Raw genomic sequence first — 13,721 nt, 5'->3', positions numbered from 1 at the left:
AGGGCGTTGCCCCGCCGCCGGACCATAGCAGGAGTGGCGGTGATCAGGTCGAGGTCGAGAACCGGTAGCCGGCGCCGCGCACGGTCTGCACCATGTTCTCGGCGGCGAACGGTTCCAGGGTCTTGCGCAGGCGCCGGATGTGCACATCGATGGTGCGCTCTTCCACGTACACGCTGCCGCCCCAGACATGGTCGAGCAGCTGGGCGCGGGTGTAGACGCGTTCGGGGTGGGTCATGAAGAAGTGCAGCAGGCGGTATTCGGTGGGGCCGATCGGCACCGGCTGGTCGCCGGCGAACACCCGGTGCGCGGCACCGTCGATGCGGATCGTGCCGACCGCCACGCTGCCGTCTTCGTCGTCGTCGCGGGCGCGGCGCATCACCGCACGGATGCGGGCCAGCAGTTCGCGCGCCGAGAACGGCTTGACCACGTAATCGTCCACGCCGGCTTCCAGCCCGCCGACGCGGTCGTTCTCTTCGCCGCGCGCGGTCAACATGATGATCGGCACCTCGCGGGTGAGGGCCTCCTTGCGCCAGCGCCGGGCCAGGTCCAGGCCGCTGGTGCCCGGGAGCATCCAGTCCAGCAGGATCAGGTCCGGGACGCGGTCGGCGATGGCCGTCTGCGCCTCGCGCGCATCACCGGCATGGATGGGGTCGTAATCGCCCTTGCGCAGGGCAAAGGCGACCATTTCGCGGATCGCAGGTTCATCGTCGACGATCAGGATGCGTTTTTGCACGTGCCCACCGTAATGCTTATCAGACCGGGATTGACCCCAGTAGACTACGGTTTCATGACATGTTTGTGACGGCCTGGGCCGGTATCGGCGGCGATTGCCATCCGGCGGTCATCTGCGCCGGGCAGCGCGGGTGAGTCACCGTCGCTCCAGCTCGGGGTCGGAGATGCCCTGGCGGCGCATCTCCAGTACCGTCGGGGTGATGCTTTCGATGCGCGCATCCACCCGCGCGCGGCCCACATAATCCAGCGCCGGCTGCTTCTTCAGCGCCTGCAGTTGCATCAGGGCCTGTTCCGGGCGTCCATTCAGGAAGGCCGCCTCGGCATAGGCTTCGCTGGCGCGGATGGTATCGCCGGCCAGCTCGCTGGCCCGGGCCAGGCGCAGCTGGAACACCGGGTCATTGCCGCTTTGCGACAGCATCGGGCGCAGCATCGCCAGCGCGCGCTGGCCGGCCTCGCGGCCGCCCTGTTCATTGAGGATGGCCGCATAGGTCAGCGCCACCGGGCGGCTGCCCGGGTGTTGCCGCAGCAGGGTCTCAAAGCGCGTGTTGGCCTGGGCCGGCTGGCCCGAGCGCGACTCGGCCTCGCCCAGCGCCAGGGCCACCCAGAGGTTGTCCGGGTGCGCCTGCTGCAGTTCGGCCAGGTCGCGGCGGGCCTGGGCGGCGCCGCTGTTGCGCAGCCGGGCCAGCGCCAGGCCGTACTGCTGCGGTTGGCTCAAGCCATCTTTCTGGGTGCGTTGCAGGTTCTCGTACTCCTGGGCCACCTCGCCGGGGGTGTCGGCGCTGAGCACGCGCAGGCGCTCGCGCGCCCACTCGAACTGGCCGCTGCCACCGCGGCCGAGGGCGTTGATCGAGATCTGCATCGAGGCCGGCAGCATCGGATTATTGCGTTTGACCAGCGGGTCGGACAGCGCCGGATCGGCCGGGTCCACCCGCTCCTGGCGGATGCCGCCGGGGACGGCGGTGGTCAGCAGCACGGTGTCCTTCTTCATCTGCTCGGCACGCGCCTTGGCCTCGCTGATGCGGGTGGTGTTGACCGGGTGGGTCTGCAGGAAGTCCGGTACCGAGTAGCCACCGGAATTGCCGCGCATCGAGGCCGACATGCGCTCGAAGAACCCGGCCATGGCATCCACGTCGTAGCCGCTGCGGGCCAGGGTGCGGATGCCCAGGCGGTCGGCCTCCGATTCGTTGCTGCGGGTGTAGTTGATCTGGCGCTGCTGCATCAGCCCCATGCCCGAGGTGATCGCGGCCATGGTGGCATCGCCGGAGGAGTTGCCGCCGGCCTGCTGGGCGGCCACGACCGCCGCCAGCATGCCGAGCAGGATCGGGATCTGGTCGCGCTGGGCACGCTCCACCCCGCGCAGCACGTGCTGCTGGGTGACGTGGGCGATTTCATGGGACAGCACCGCGGCGACCTCGTCCTCGCGCTGGGCGGTCAGCACCAGCCCGGCATTGACCCCGATGTAGCCGCCCAGGGTGGCGAAGGCATTGATCTGGCGGTCCTTGAGCATGAAGAAGGTATAGCTCTGGCGTGGCTGGGCGCTGTTGGAGCCGAGCCGGGCGCCCATGGTCTGCAGCCAGTCATCGACCAGCGGGTCTTCCAGCAGGTAATCGTAGTTGCGCAGCTCGCGCAGCATCATCCCGCCGTATTCGGCCTGGCGGGCCGGGGTGAGCAGTTCGCCGGCCGACGAGCCGATGTCCGGCAGCTTGTTGTCCTGGGCGGCGGCCAGCGGGGCGGCCAGGGCCAGGGTCAACGCGGCAGAGAGCAGCAGAGGGCGCAAACAAGGCTCCTGGGGGTGCGGGGCAGGGCGGGCGGGGCCCCAGCGTGACAGGCCCGGTGCAAATCCAAGGTTAATCCACAGTGTTGCGGTGATGGCATGGAAAATCCAGCGGAGGGCTACCATATACAGACCGTCGATCCGCTGTGGAGTTTCCCGTGAGCCAAGATGCTGTTTCCAACCCGGCTGGCGCCCCCGCCATCACCATCTATTCGACCGCCGTGTGCCCCTACTGCGTGGCGGCCAAGAACTTCCTGAAGAGCAAGGGCCGCGACTGGACCGAGGTGCGGATCGACCTGGATCCGGTCGAGCGCGACAAGATGATGGCCAAGACCCGCCGCACCAGCGTGCCGCAGATCTTCGTCGGCGAGGTCCATGTCGGCGGCTACGACGACATGATGGCCCTGCACCGTGCCGGCAAGCTGGAGCCGCTGCTGGCCGGGCAGGACCCGGCATGAGCGCGGCCGACGACGGCAGCAAGGACCGCATCGCCGAATTCACCGAATTCCGCCAGCGCATGAACCAGCGCATCCTGGGCGAGCCCAACCAGGTGGTGCGGCGCTTCTTCGCGCTGGACACCCAGACCTACCAGGCCGGCGCGCTGGATGTGAAGACCAAGGAACTGCTGGGCCTGGTCGCCTCGATGGTGCTGCGCTGCGACGACTGCATCAGCTACCACGTGGCCCAGTGCAAGGAGGCCGGGGTGACCCGCGAGGAGTTCTTCGAGACCTTCTCGGTCGGCCTGGTGGTCGGGGGCTCGATCGTGATCCCGCACCTGCGCCGCGCGGTCGATTTCCTCGACCAGCTCGAAGGCGGTGCCGCCACGCCGGCCGTTCACGAACATTGAGCTGCCACGCCGGCCTTGGCCGGCGGCCTTCCGTTCATGTTCGGGGAAAGTCGGCGGCGCGAAACGCCCACCGACCCCCCAATGCCCATCGACCAACGGTCGGTGGCTACCCGACCAATGGCCAATTTGGGGTCGGTTGGGCGGGTAAGGCATAATTGCCGATGAAACTTCCCCTGCGCCCACGCTCCGGGTACCTCAACGGACGGCGCTCCCCCTCGGTTCGGAATACACATCAATGACGCAGAAAATCACGGTCATCCGCGGTGACGGCATCGGCCCGGAGATCATGGACGCTACCCTGTTCGTGCTCGGCAAGCTGGACACCGGCTTTGAATACGAAGACGCCGACGCCGGCCTGGTCGCGCTGGAAAAGCACGGCGACCTGATGCCGGCCTCCACGCTGGAGTCGATCGCACGCAACAAGGTCGCGCTGAAGAGCCCGCTGACCACCCCGGTCGGTGGCGGCTTCACTTCGATCAACGTCAGCCTGCGCCGTCATTTCGACCTGTACGCCAACGTGCGTCCGGCCGTCTCGTTCCCCAACACCAAGTCGCGCTTCGGCGATGGCGTGGACCTGATCACCGTGCGCGAGAACACCGAAGGCGCCTACCTGGCCGAGGGCCAGGAAGTGTCGGCCGACGGCGAGACCGCCTTCTCCGGTACCCGCATCACCCGCAAGGGCTCCGAGCGCATCGTGCGCTACGCCTTCGAGCTGGCCCGCAGCGCCGGCCGCAAGAAGGTCACCGCGGTGCACAAGGCCAACATCATCAAGTCGACCTCGGGCCTGTTCCTGGCCGTGGCGCGTGAGGTGGCGGCCAAGTACCCGGACATCGAGTTCCAGGAAATGATCGTCGACAACTGCTGCATGCAGTTGGTGATGCGTCCGGAACAGTTCGACATCATCGTCACCACCAACCTGTTCGGCGACATCATCTCCGACCTGTGCGCCGGTCTGGTCGGCGGCCTGGGCCTGGCCCCGGGCGCCAACATCGGTGAGCATGCGGCGATCTTCGAAGCTGTGCATGGCACCGCGCCGGACATCGCCGGCCAGGGCAAGGCCAATCCGTGCGCGCTGCTGCTGGCGGCCGCGCAGATGCTGGACCATGTCGGCCAGCCGCAGAACGCCGAGCGCCTGCGCAAGGCGATCGTGGCCACGCTGGAAGCCAAGGATTCGCTGACCGGCGACCTGGGCGGCACCGGCAACACCATGGGCTTTGCCCAGGCCATCGCCAGCCGCCTGTAAGCGCCTGTTCGACGGTCCAGTGCACACGGGGCGCCTTCGGGCGCCCCGTTGCGTTTTACTGCTCTGGCAGCGGGGCCTCGTGCCGCACTTGCTGGCCGGCGGCAGCGGGGCGGTGTCGGTGTGCGCCTCACCGGCCGGCGTTTCAGCGGGTGGGGTTGCGTGCGCCACGGAACGAAAAAGGGCGCCCGAAGGCGCCCCTTGTGCAGTGCCGCCGTTGCGGCGATCAGCGCTGCTGGATCTTGGACAGCAGGCGCAGGAACTCAATGTACAGCCACACCAGGGTGACCATCAGGCCGAACGCGCCGTACCACTCCATGTACTTCGGTGCGCGCGCGGCGGCGCCGGTTTCGATGAAGTCGAAGTCCAGCACCAGGTTCAGCGCGGCCACCACCACCACAAACAGGCTGAAGGCGATGCCCAGCCAGCCGCCTTCATGGATCATCGGGATGTTGATGTTGAAGAAGCCCAGCACGAACGAGGCCAGGTACAGCAGCGCAATGCCGCCGGTGGCCGCGACCACGCCCAGCTTGAAGTTCTCGGTGACCTTGATCAGGCCGCTGCGGTAGACCGCCAGCATCGCAAACAGGGTGCCGAAGGTGAGCATCACCGCCTGCATCACGATGCCGGGGAACTTGGCATTGAACAGCGCCGAGATGGCGCCCAGGAACAGGCCTTCGACCAGCGCGTACATCGGCGCGGTGACCGGCGACCACTCCTTCTTGAAGACGGTGACCAGCGCCAGCACCAGCCCACCGATCGCACCGCCCATCGCGTACAGCATCGCGCTGGAGGTGGGCAGGCCGTTGGCATCGATGGCCTGGCTCCAGGCGAACGCCGCGGTCAGTACGGTCAACAACAGCAGCATGCCGGTCTTATTGACGGTGCCGTTGATGGTCATCACCTGGTCGGGCGAACTCACCACCGAGCCGCTGGCCAGGTCGAGGAAGGTCGACTCGGAAAGTGCGGGATTGCCGCTGCGCATTGCCAATCTCCTTGAAGGGGTAGGGGTCCGGCCATCCGGCCGCTGTGTGGAGCATAGCCGATACGTCCGGACCGGACCGTGGCAGGTACGACAATGTGAAATAAGCGTTGACAGATGCTGCGTAGATTCCCACAATAGCCGACTCTTTCGGGGGCAACCTCGAGGGGCTTACCACCGGGGTATAGCGCAGTCTGGTAGCGCGCCTGCTTTGGGAGCAGGATGTCGGGGGTTCGAATCCCTCTACCCCGACCAAGCCTGCGCAAAACAGGATTGAAATGCGATAATCCAGCCAGGGCGCCCGTAGCTCAACTGGATAGAGCACCGGCCTTCTAAGCCGGCGGTTACAGGTTCGATTCCTGTCGGGCGCACCATCGGGTGCATGCGTCAGGAAGCAAAGGTTTCAGTGGTGGCTGTAGCTCAGTTGGTTAGAGTTCCGGATTGTGATTCCGGTGGTCGGGGGTTCGAGTCCCCTCAGCCACCCCACTGACAAAAACTGGTTCATCGAAAGTGAATCAGGGTTGCAAAAGGCGACATCGCGGTTACAATGTTCGCCTGAGTTTTCAGGGCTGTTAGCTCAGTTGGTAGAGCAGTTGACTCTTAATCAATAGGTCCAAGGTTCGAATCCTTGACAGCCCACCAAGACAGAAGCCGCCTGGCCAGCCAGGCGGCTTTTTTCTTGCCTGACGTTCCGGCTGCTGGCTGGAGAAGAGCCCTCGTAGGTCCGAGCCATGCTCGGATATCGGGCGAAGCCCGACAAGATTTGGCATCGCGCGGTCCTAATCGACAATGCCGGCGTTCGCGCGATCCGGCCGGCCGCATCCGGGCATGGCCCGGATCTACCCAACCCGTTGTTGCCGCCTGTTCAAACAAAACACTTGCATTCAGGGGCCGGATCCCCGCATAATTCGCCTCCCGATTTTCGGGCTGTTAGCTCAGTTGGTAGAGCAGTTGACTCTTAATCAATAGGTCCAAGGTTCGAATCCTTGACAGCCCACCAAGACAGAAGCCGCCTGGCCAGCCAGGCGGCTTTTTTCTTACCTGGCATCGGCGGCCCGCCCTAATCGCGCATTCACAAACCCGGTTAGATGCCTTTAGCTTTCCCCCGCACCCTGCAACAATGTGCGCTTGGGCAGCACGCCCGCGAAAGTGGCGGAATTGGTAGACGCCCTGGATTTAGGTTCCAGTGCCGCAAGGCGTGGGGGTTCGAGTCCCCCCTTTCGCACCATTGCCCGGCTTTTTGCCCGGCACCATGACCATGGGCACGTCCGCAACCGGGGAGACGGCCACATGCTGGGGCAGGGGCCGCCGTGCCACTCCCGGCCCCGTGCTGGCGGCGCTGGCCGATATCGGCGAAACTACAGGGCTGCGGCGGGCATGCGCGTCCAGTACGCCGCGCCCAAAACCCGTTTCATCCAACCATTCGTGCCGGGGGCGTTGCCGCCGGTGGCAGGAGTCAACATGCAAGCTTCGATCGAATCCACCGGCAATCTGGAACGCCGCCTGACCTTCTCGCTGCCGGAAGACCGCCTGCAGACCCACATCAGTGGCCGTCTGGGCGAAATCGCCCGCACCGCGCGCATCAAGGGCTTCCGCCCGGGCAAGATCCCGGCCAAGGTGATCGAACAGCGTTTCGGCCAGCAGGTCCGCAGCGAGGCCGTCGACGGCCTGCTGCGTGAGACCTTCGATGCCGCCCTGCGCGAGCATGAGCTGCGCATTGCCGGCACCCCGCGCATCGACAAGGGCGAAGAGGGCGAGTTCTCCTTCGTGGCCACCGTCGAGCTGATTCCGGACTTCGGCGATGTCGACGTCAGCAAGCTGACCGTGGTGCGCCACACCGCCGAGATCAACGACGCGGACATCGACCAGATGATCACCAACCTGCGCGAGCAGCGCCGCAGCTGGAGCCCGGTGACCCGTGGCGCCCAGGACGGCGATCTGGTCGCGCTGGAAACCTTCTCCCTGGTCGGCGATGAGCGCCTGCCGGCCGAAGGCAGCGAAAAGGGCAGCGTGATCGTTGGCCAAGGCATGATGTTCGAGCAGATCGAACAGGGCCTGGTCGGCCTGGCCAAGGGTGAGGAAAAGACCCTGGACGTGGAATTCCCGGCCGACTGGCGCGTACCGGCGCTGGCCGGCAAGCAGGCCAAGGTCACCGTCAAGGTGGTCGACGTGTCCGCACCGGTGCTGCCGGAAGTGGATGCCGAGTTCATCAAGAGCTTCGGCGTGAAGGGCGGCGACGTGGAGCAGTTCCGCACCGACATCCGCGCCAACCTGGAGCGCGAACTGAAGGGCGCGCTGATGAACCGCCTGCGCCGTGAAGTGGGCGAGCAGCTGATCGCCGCCTACGCCTCGGTGGAACTGCCGCCGCGCCTGGTCGAGAACGAGGCCCGCGCCATGCTGGCCCAGCAGGTCGACCAGATCCGCCGCAGTGGCCGCAACCCGGGCGAGATCCCGGCCGATGCCCACGAAGGCTTCAAGGACGCCGCCGCCAAGCGCGTGCTGGTCGGCCTGCTGGTCGGTGAAGTGGCCCGCAAGAACGACCTGCGCCTGGATCCCAAGCGCCTGAATGAAACCATGCGCCTGATCGCCTCGACCTACGAAGAGCCCGAGCAGGTCATTGAGATGTACCGCAATGACCCCCAGCTGATGGGTGGGCTGCAGAACCGCGTGATGGAAGAGCAGGTGATCGACTGGATCGCCGAGCGCGCCCAGCACACCGAGCAGCCGCTGTCGTTCCAGGACGCGATCCGCCAGTAAGCGGCCCGCGTTTTACGCCCCGCGCCCCGGCGCGGGGTCGTTTCCCCCCAAATAGGTGCCTCACTAATGGACAACCGAACCACAGCCCTGAACATGGTTCCGATGGTGGTCGAACAGACCAGCCGCGGCGAGCGCGCCTATGACATCTATTCGCGCCTGTTGAAGGAGCGTCTGATCTTCCTGGTTGGCCCGATCGACGATCACATGGCCAACGTGGTGGTCGCCCAGTTGCTGTTCCTGGAAGCGGACAACCCGGAAAAGGACATCAGCATCTACATCAACTCGCCCGGTGGCGTGGTCACCGCCGGCATGGCGATCTACGACACCATGCAGTACATCAAGCCGGACGTGAGCACCATCTGCGTCGGCCAGGCCGCCTCGATGGGCGCGCTGCTGCTGGCGTCGGGCGCGGCCGGCAAGCGCTATGCGCTGCCGAACTCGCGGGTGATGATCCACCAGCCGCTGGGTGGCTTCCAGGGCCAGGCCTCGGATATCGACATCCACGCCCGTGAAATCCTCACCCTGCGTTCGCGCCTGAACGAAGTGCTGGCCAAGCACACCGGCCAGTCGCTGGAGACCATCGCCCGGGATACCGAGCGCGACAACTTCAAGAGCGCGGTCGATGCGGTGGCCTACGGCCTGGTCGACCAGGTGCTGGAACGCCGTCCGGAAGAGTCGATCACCCCGGCGTGATGATGCAGCCAGGCCGGCAAACCGGCTTGTTTCCGCAGGGTCGGGCCGGACTGGCGTCCTTTCGACCCTGTGTTATTCTCGAATCGAACCCCCGTTCAGCGGGTGGGGTAACTGGGTAAGCGAAGCATGAGCGAAGACCGCCAAGGTCGTTCCACGGACACCGGCAAGATCCTCTACTGCTCCTTCTGCGGAAAGAGCCAGCATGAGGTGCGCAAGCTGATTGCGGGCCCGAGCGTGTTCATCTGCGATGAGTGCGTGGAGCTGTGCAACGACATCATCCGTGAAGAACTCGAGGAAAAGGCGCAGTCGGCGCGCAGCTCGCTGCCCAAGCCGCGCGAGATCCTCGAGGTCCTTGACCAGTACGTGATTGGCCAGAACCGGGCCAAGCGCACCCTGGCCGTGGCCGTGTACAACCACTACAAGCGCATCGAGAGCCGGCAGAAGAACGACGAGGTCGAACTGGCCAAGTCCAACATCCTGCTGGTCGGCCCGACCGGTTCAGGCAAGACGCTGCTGGCCGAAACCCTGGCCCGCCTGCTCAACGTGCCGTTCACCATGGCCGACGCCACCACGCTGACCGAAGCCGGTTACGTGGGCGAGGACGTGGAGAACATCATCCAGAAGCTGCTGCAGAAGTGCGATTACGACGTCGAGAAGGCACAGCAGGGCATCGTCTACATCGATGAAATCGACAAGATCTCGCGCAAGAGCGAGAACCCGTCGATCACCCGCGATGTGTCCGGCGAAGGCGTCCAGCAGGCCCTGCTGAAGCTGATCGAAGGCACCGTGGCCAGCGTCCCGCCGCAGGGCGGCCGCAAGCACCCGCAGCAGGAATTCCTGCAGGTGGACACCAAGAACATCCTGTTCATCTGCGGCGGCGCGTTTGCCGGGCTGGACAAGGTGATCCAGGCGCGTTCCAACGATTCGGGCGGCATCGGCTTCGGCGCCAAGGTCAAGAGTTCCGAGCGCAAGCAGGAAGTGGGCAAGATCCTGGCCGAAGTGGAGCCCGAAGACCTGATCAAGTTCGGCCTGATTCCCGAGTTCGTCGGCCGCCTGCCGGTGGTGGCAACCCTGGAAGAGCTGGACGAGGCGGCCCTGGTGCGGATCCTGACCGAGCCCAAGAACGCCATCACCAAGCAGTTCAAGAAGCTGTTCGAGATGGAGCACGTGGAACTGGAATTCCGCCCGGACGCGCTGGCCGCCATTGCCCGCAAGGCGCTCAAGCGCAAGACCGGTGCCCGTGGCCTGCGTACCATCGTCGAATCGGTCCTGCTGGACACCATGTACGACCTGCCCTCGGCAGAGAACGTCAGCAAGGTGGTGGTGGACGAATCGGTGATCGAACACAAGTCCGAGCCGTACCTGATCTACCAGACGCCACCGGCGCCTGAACAGAAGGCGGCGGGTGCTGAATAATCAGTTCAAGCAATTGAATTGAAAGAAGTTTTTCAGAACAGCTTGCATCTAGAAGCCGATGGCCCCATAACGAGGCCATCGGCTTTTTTTGTATCCGGGCGAGGCCGCCCGGAGGCCATCCCCACTGTTCCAACTGGAGCCCACATGGCCCGTTCCCCAACTGAGACTCTCGACCTGCCGGTCCTGCCGCTGCGTGACGTGGTGGTGTTTCCGCACATGGTCATTCCGCTGTTCGTCGGCCGCGACAAGTCCATGCACGCGCTGGAACAGGCGATGGCGGCGGACAAGCGCATCCTGTTGCTGGCGCAGAAGTCGGCCGAGACCGACGACCCCACCGCTGCCGACCTGTACCAGGTCGGCACGCTGGCCCAGGTGCTGCAGCTGCTCAAGCTGCCCGACGGCACCATCAAGGTGCTGGTCGAAGGCCTGTCGCGGGTCAACGTCACCCAGGTCACCGAGCGCGAGGGCGCGCTGCATGGCCTGGCCAATGAAATCGAATCGGACGAATCGCGCGAGCCGCGCGAGATCGAGGCGATCGCCCGTTCGCTGATGTCGCTGTTCGAGCAGTACGTCAAGACCAACCGCAAGCTGCCGCCGGAGCTGCTGCAGACCCTGGCCGGCATCGACGAGCCGGCGCGCCTGGCCGACACCATCGCCGCGCACATCAGCGTGCGCCTGGCCGACAAGCAGCGCCTGCTGGAAACCCTGCAGATCGGCGACCGGCTGGAAATGCTGGTCGGCCTGGTCGACGGCGAGATCGACGTGCAGCAGATGGAAAAGCGCATCCGCGGCCGGGTCAAGTCGCAGATGGAAAAGAGCCAGCGCGAGTACTACCTCAACGAGCAGATGAAGGCGATCCAGAAGGAGCTGGGCGACCTGGACGATGCGCCGGGCGAGCTGGACGAGCTGGCCCGCAAGATCGCCGAGGCGGGCATGCCCAAGCCGGTGGAGACCAAGGCCAAGTCCGAACTGAACAAGCTCAAGCAGATGTCGCCGATGTCCGCCGAGGCGGCGGTGGTGCGCAACTACCTGGACTGGCTGCTGGGCGTGCCGTGGAAGAAGCGCACCAAGGTGCGCAAGGACCTCAAGGCCGCGCAGGACACCCTGGACGCCGACCACTTCGGCCTGGACAAGGTCAAGGACCGCATCCTGGAGTACCTGGCGGTGCAGACCCGGGTCAAGCAGATGAAGGGCCCGATCCTGTGCCTGGTCGGCCCGCCCGGCGTGGGCAAGACCTCGCTGGGCCAGTCGATCGCCAAGGCCACCAACCGCAAGTTCGTGCGGATGAGCCTGGGCGGCGTGCGCGACGAGGCCGAGATCCGCGGGCATCGGCGTACCTACGTCGGTTCGATGCCGGGCCGGATCGTGCAGAACCTCAACAAGGTGGGCAGCAAGAACGCGCTGTTCGTGCTCGATGAGATCGACAAGATGTCGATGGACTTCCGTGGCGATCCGTCCTCGGCGCTGCTGGAAGTGCTCGACCCCGAGCAGAACAACGCCTTCAACGACCACTACCTGGAAGTGGACCTGGACCTGTCCGAAGTGATGTTCGTTGCCACCTCCAACTCGCTCAACATCCCTGGCCCGCTGCTGGACCGCATGGAAGTGATCCGCATCCCCGGCTATACCGAGGATGAGAAGCTCAACATCGCCATGCGCTACCTGGTGCCCAAGCAGATCAAGGCCAATGGCCTGAAGCCGGAAGAGCTGGAGATCGAGGCCGACGCCATCCAGGACATCGTGCGCTACTACACCCGCGAATCGGGCGTGCGCAACCTGGAACGCGAAGTGGCCAAGATCTGCCGCAAGGTGGTCAAGGAGATCGCCCTGGCCGGCCCGGTCGCGGCGGCCAAGCCGGCCAAGGCCGGCAAGAAGGCCAGCGCGAAGAAGAAGGCGCTGGTGGTGGTCAACGGCAAGAACCTGGACAAGTACCTGGGCGTGCGCCGGGTCGACTTCGGCCGCGCCGAGGAACAGAACGAGATCGGCCTGGTCACCGGCCTGGCCTGGACCGAGGTCGGCGGCGACCTGCTGCAGATCGAATCGACCCTGGTGCCGGGCAAGGGCCAGCTGATCCTGACCGGGCAGCTGGGCAACGTGATGAAGGAGTCGGCCTCGGCCGCCCTGTCGGTGGTGCGTTCGCGCGCCGAGCGGCTGGGCATCGACAACGAGTTCCTGCAGAAGCACGACGTGCACGTGCACGTGCCCGACGGCGCCACCCCCAAGGATGGCCCCAGTGCCGGCGCCGCCATGGTGACCTCGCTGGTGTCCACGCTGACCAAGGTGCCGATCCGCGCCGAAGTGGCCATGACCGGCGAGATCACCCTGCGTGGCCGCGTCACCGCCATTGGCGGGCTCAAGGAGAAGCTGCTGGCCGCGCTGCGTGGCGGTATCACCACGGTGATCATCCCGGAGGAGAACCGCAAGGACCTGGCCGATATTCCGGCCAACGTCACCCGCGACCTGAAGATCATCCCGGTGAAGTGGATCGACGAGGTGCTGGACCTGGCCCTGGAGACCCCGCTGACACCGAAGAAGGCCAGGAAGGATGGCGCGCGCGTCACAGTGCGCGGCAAGGGCAAGACAGCTTCCACCACGCGCGTCAAGCACTGACGCGCTATGTTGAAATCGCCGAAACCCGCGTCGTTATTGACTTTTCAGCTTGCGCGGGTAGGGGTGCACTGGTATAAAAGCACCACTCGCACATCAGCATTTCGCTGAATTCGGCGAATCGAGAACTTCACTGGCATCCGGTCGCCGTCTGGGTCGGATGCTTCACTGTCGAACATGCGGAATCCCCGCCAAAGGAGCTGTAGAGAATGAACAAGACCGAATTGATCGACGCCGTTGCCGAGGCTGCCGACCTGACCAAGGCCGAATCCAGCCGCGCCGTCGATGCTGTCATCGCTTCCGTCACCAAGGCCCTCAAGGGCGGTGACGCGGTGACGCTGGTTGGCTTCGGTACGTTCCAGGTCCGCGCGCGCGCTGCCCGCACCGGCCGCAACCCGAAGACCGGCGACACCATCAAGATCGCTGCATCGAACAATCCGTCGTTCAAGGCTGGCAAAGCCCTGAAGGATGCCGTAAACTAAGCGGCTTGCTGGGGTGCTTAGCTCAGCGGTAGAGCGTCTCCTTTACACGGAGAGGGTCGGGGGTTCGAAACCCTCAGCACCCACCACAGCACCGCCAGTAGACGTTTGAAATGTGGAGCGGTAGTTCAGCTGGTTAGAATGCTGGCCTGTCACGCCGGAGGTCGCGGGTTCAAGTCCCGTCCGCTCCGCCA

The 13,721-nt window shown here is 65.2% G+C and carries 11 protein-coding genes and 8 tRNA genes; 16 read left to right on the top strand and 3 right to left on the bottom strand.

Translation table 11 applies throughout. The annotated features are described in order from the left end of the window. Window positions 1-43 precede the first annotated feature (43 nt). Both phoB and IC535_RS17345 read right to left on the bottom strand, forming a co-directional pair. Entirely contained in the window at window positions 44-733 is a 690-nt protein-coding gene (gene phoB, locus IC535_RS17350) for a phosphate regulon transcriptional regulator PhoB (protein WP_123728486.1), read from the bottom strand. 135 nt (window positions 734-868) lie between these two features. Then, the gene (locus tag IC535_RS17345; RefSeq protein ID WP_228887575.1) at window positions 869-2,509 is read right to left on the bottom strand and encodes a M48 family metalloprotease; all 1,641 of its coding nucleotides are present in this window, start codon (window positions 2,507-2,509) and stop codon (window positions 869-871) included. 155 nt (window positions 2,510-2,664) lie between these two features. On the opposite strand from IC535_RS17345, the gene grxC reads away from it, so the two are divergent. From grxC to IC535_RS17330, 3 genes are all read left to right on the top strand, one after another. Next, window positions 2,665-2,964 carry a glutaredoxin 3 gene (gene grxC, locus IC535_RS17340; RefSeq protein ID WP_228887576.1) on the top strand — a complete coding sequence of 100 codons (300 nt, stop codon included), beginning with the start codon at window positions 2,665-2,667 and terminating at the stop codon, window positions 2,962-2,964. Further along, window positions 2,961-3,353: a carboxymuconolactone decarboxylase family protein gene (locus IC535_RS17335; protein ID WP_228887577.1), complete on the top strand. Its 393-nt coding sequence runs from the start codon at window positions 2,961-2,963 to the stop codon at window positions 3,351-3,353. The genes grxC and IC535_RS17335 overlap by 4 nt, the downstream gene beginning before the upstream one ends. Window positions 3,354-3,588: 235 nt before the next feature. Next, window positions 3,589-4,596 carry an isocitrate dehydrogenase gene (locus IC535_RS17330; protein ID WP_228887578.1) on the top strand — a complete coding sequence of 336 codons (1,008 nt, stop codon included), beginning with the start codon at window positions 3,589-3,591 and terminating at the stop codon, window positions 4,594-4,596. 223 nt (window positions 4,597-4,819) lie between these two features. Here IC535_RS17330 and IC535_RS17325 read toward each other — a convergent pair whose 3' ends face one another. Then, window positions 4,820-5,578, bottom strand: coding sequence for a Bax inhibitor-1/YccA family protein (locus IC535_RS17325; protein WP_228887579.1), 759 nt, complete (start codon window positions 5,576-5,578; stop codon window positions 4,820-4,822). A gap of 175 nt (window positions 5,579-5,753) precedes the next feature. Here IC535_RS17325 and IC535_RS17320 point away from each other — a divergent pair. The 13 genes from IC535_RS17320 (at window position 5,754) to IC535_RS17260 (ending at window position 13,721) form a co-directional block, all read left to right on the top strand. Further along, window positions 5,754-5,830, top strand: a tRNA-Pro gene (locus IC535_RS17320). A gap of 42 nt (window positions 5,831-5,872) precedes the next feature. Continuing rightward, window positions 5,873-5,949, top strand: a tRNA-Arg gene (locus IC535_RS17315). 35 nt (window positions 5,950-5,984) lie between these two features. After that, window positions 5,985-6,061 (top strand) — tRNA-His (locus IC535_RS17310). A gap of 80 nt (window positions 6,062-6,141) precedes the next feature. Further along, window positions 6,142-6,217 (top strand) — tRNA-Lys (locus tag IC535_RS17305). Window positions 6,218-6,499: 282 nt separating this feature from the next. Next, window positions 6,500-6,575 (top strand) — tRNA-Lys (locus tag IC535_RS17300). Between the two features lie 143 nt (window positions 6,576-6,718). Next, window positions 6,719-6,803, top strand: a tRNA-Leu gene (locus IC535_RS17295). Between the two features lie 233 nt (window positions 6,804-7,036). Continuing rightward, the gene (gene tig, locus IC535_RS17290) at window positions 7,037-8,332 is read left to right on the top strand and encodes a trigger factor (protein WP_228887580.1); all 1,296 of its coding nucleotides are present in this window, start codon (window positions 7,037-7,039) and stop codon (window positions 8,330-8,332) included. A 66-nt stretch (window positions 8,333-8,398) separates the two neighbouring features. Next, window positions 8,399-9,025, top strand: coding sequence for an ATP-dependent Clp endopeptidase proteolytic subunit ClpP (gene clpP / locus IC535_RS17285; RefSeq protein WP_228887581.1), 627 nt, complete (start codon window positions 8,399-8,401; stop codon window positions 9,023-9,025). A gap of 126 nt (window positions 9,026-9,151) precedes the next feature. After that, window positions 9,152-10,441, top strand: a complete 1,290-nt coding sequence (gene clpX, locus IC535_RS17280; RefSeq protein WP_228887582.1) for an ATP-dependent Clp protease ATP-binding subunit ClpX — start codon at window positions 9,152-9,154, stop codon at window positions 10,439-10,441. A gap of 144 nt (window positions 10,442-10,585) precedes the next feature. Continuing rightward, complete coding sequence (gene lon / locus IC535_RS17275; RefSeq protein WP_228887583.1) at window positions 10,586-13,051, top strand: endopeptidase La; 2,466 nt, start codon at window positions 10,586-10,588, stop codon at window positions 13,049-13,051. Window positions 13,052-13,257: 206 nt separating this feature from the next. After that, the gene (locus IC535_RS17270; protein ID WP_228887584.1) at window positions 13,258-13,530 is read left to right on the top strand and encodes an HU family DNA-binding protein; all 273 of its coding nucleotides are present in this window, start codon (window positions 13,258-13,260) and stop codon (window positions 13,528-13,530) included. An 11-nt stretch (window positions 13,531-13,541) separates the two neighbouring features. Continuing rightward, window positions 13,542-13,616: transfer RNA gene (locus IC535_RS17265), tRNA-Val, on the top strand. 28 nt (window positions 13,617-13,644) lie between these two features. Next, window positions 13,645-13,721 (top strand) — tRNA-Asp (locus tag IC535_RS17260).

This window comes from Stenotrophomonas rhizophila (genome assembly GCF_020857975.1).
Classification (GTDB): domain Bacteria; phylum Pseudomonadota; class Gammaproteobacteria; order Xanthomonadales; family Xanthomonadaceae; genus Stenotrophomonas; species Stenotrophomonas rhizophila_C.
The sequence above is the reverse complement of the archived record's forward strand: the minus strand, read 5'-3'. Positions and strand labels throughout refer to the sequence as shown.

Coding starts and splice junctions, on each gene's coding strand:
- IC535_RS17335 (WP_228887577.1), top strand. CDS start 2,961: ATGAGCGCGGCCGACGACGGCAGCAAGGACCGCATCGCCGAATTCACC.
- IC535_RS17330 (WP_228887578.1), top strand. CDS start 3,589: ATGACGCAGAAAATCACGGTCATCCGCGGTGACGGCATCGGCCCGGAG.
- IC535_RS17325 (WP_228887579.1), bottom strand. CDS start 5,578: ATGCGCAGCGGCAATCCCGCACTTTCCGAGTCGACCTTCCTCGACCTG.
- tig (WP_228887580.1), top strand. CDS start 7,037: ATGCAAGCTTCGATCGAATCCACCGGCAATCTGGAACGCCGCCTGACC.
- clpP (WP_228887581.1), top strand. CDS start 8,399: ATGGACAACCGAACCACAGCCCTGAACATGGTTCCGATGGTGGTCGAA.
- clpX (WP_228887582.1), top strand. CDS start 9,152: ATGAGCGAAGACCGCCAAGGTCGTTCCACGGACACCGGCAAGATCCTC.
- lon (WP_228887583.1), top strand. CDS start 10,586: ATGGCCCGTTCCCCAACTGAGACTCTCGACCTGCCGGTCCTGCCGCTG.
- IC535_RS17270 (WP_228887584.1), top strand. CDS start 13,258: ATGAACAAGACCGAATTGATCGACGCCGTTGCCGAGGCTGCCGACCTG.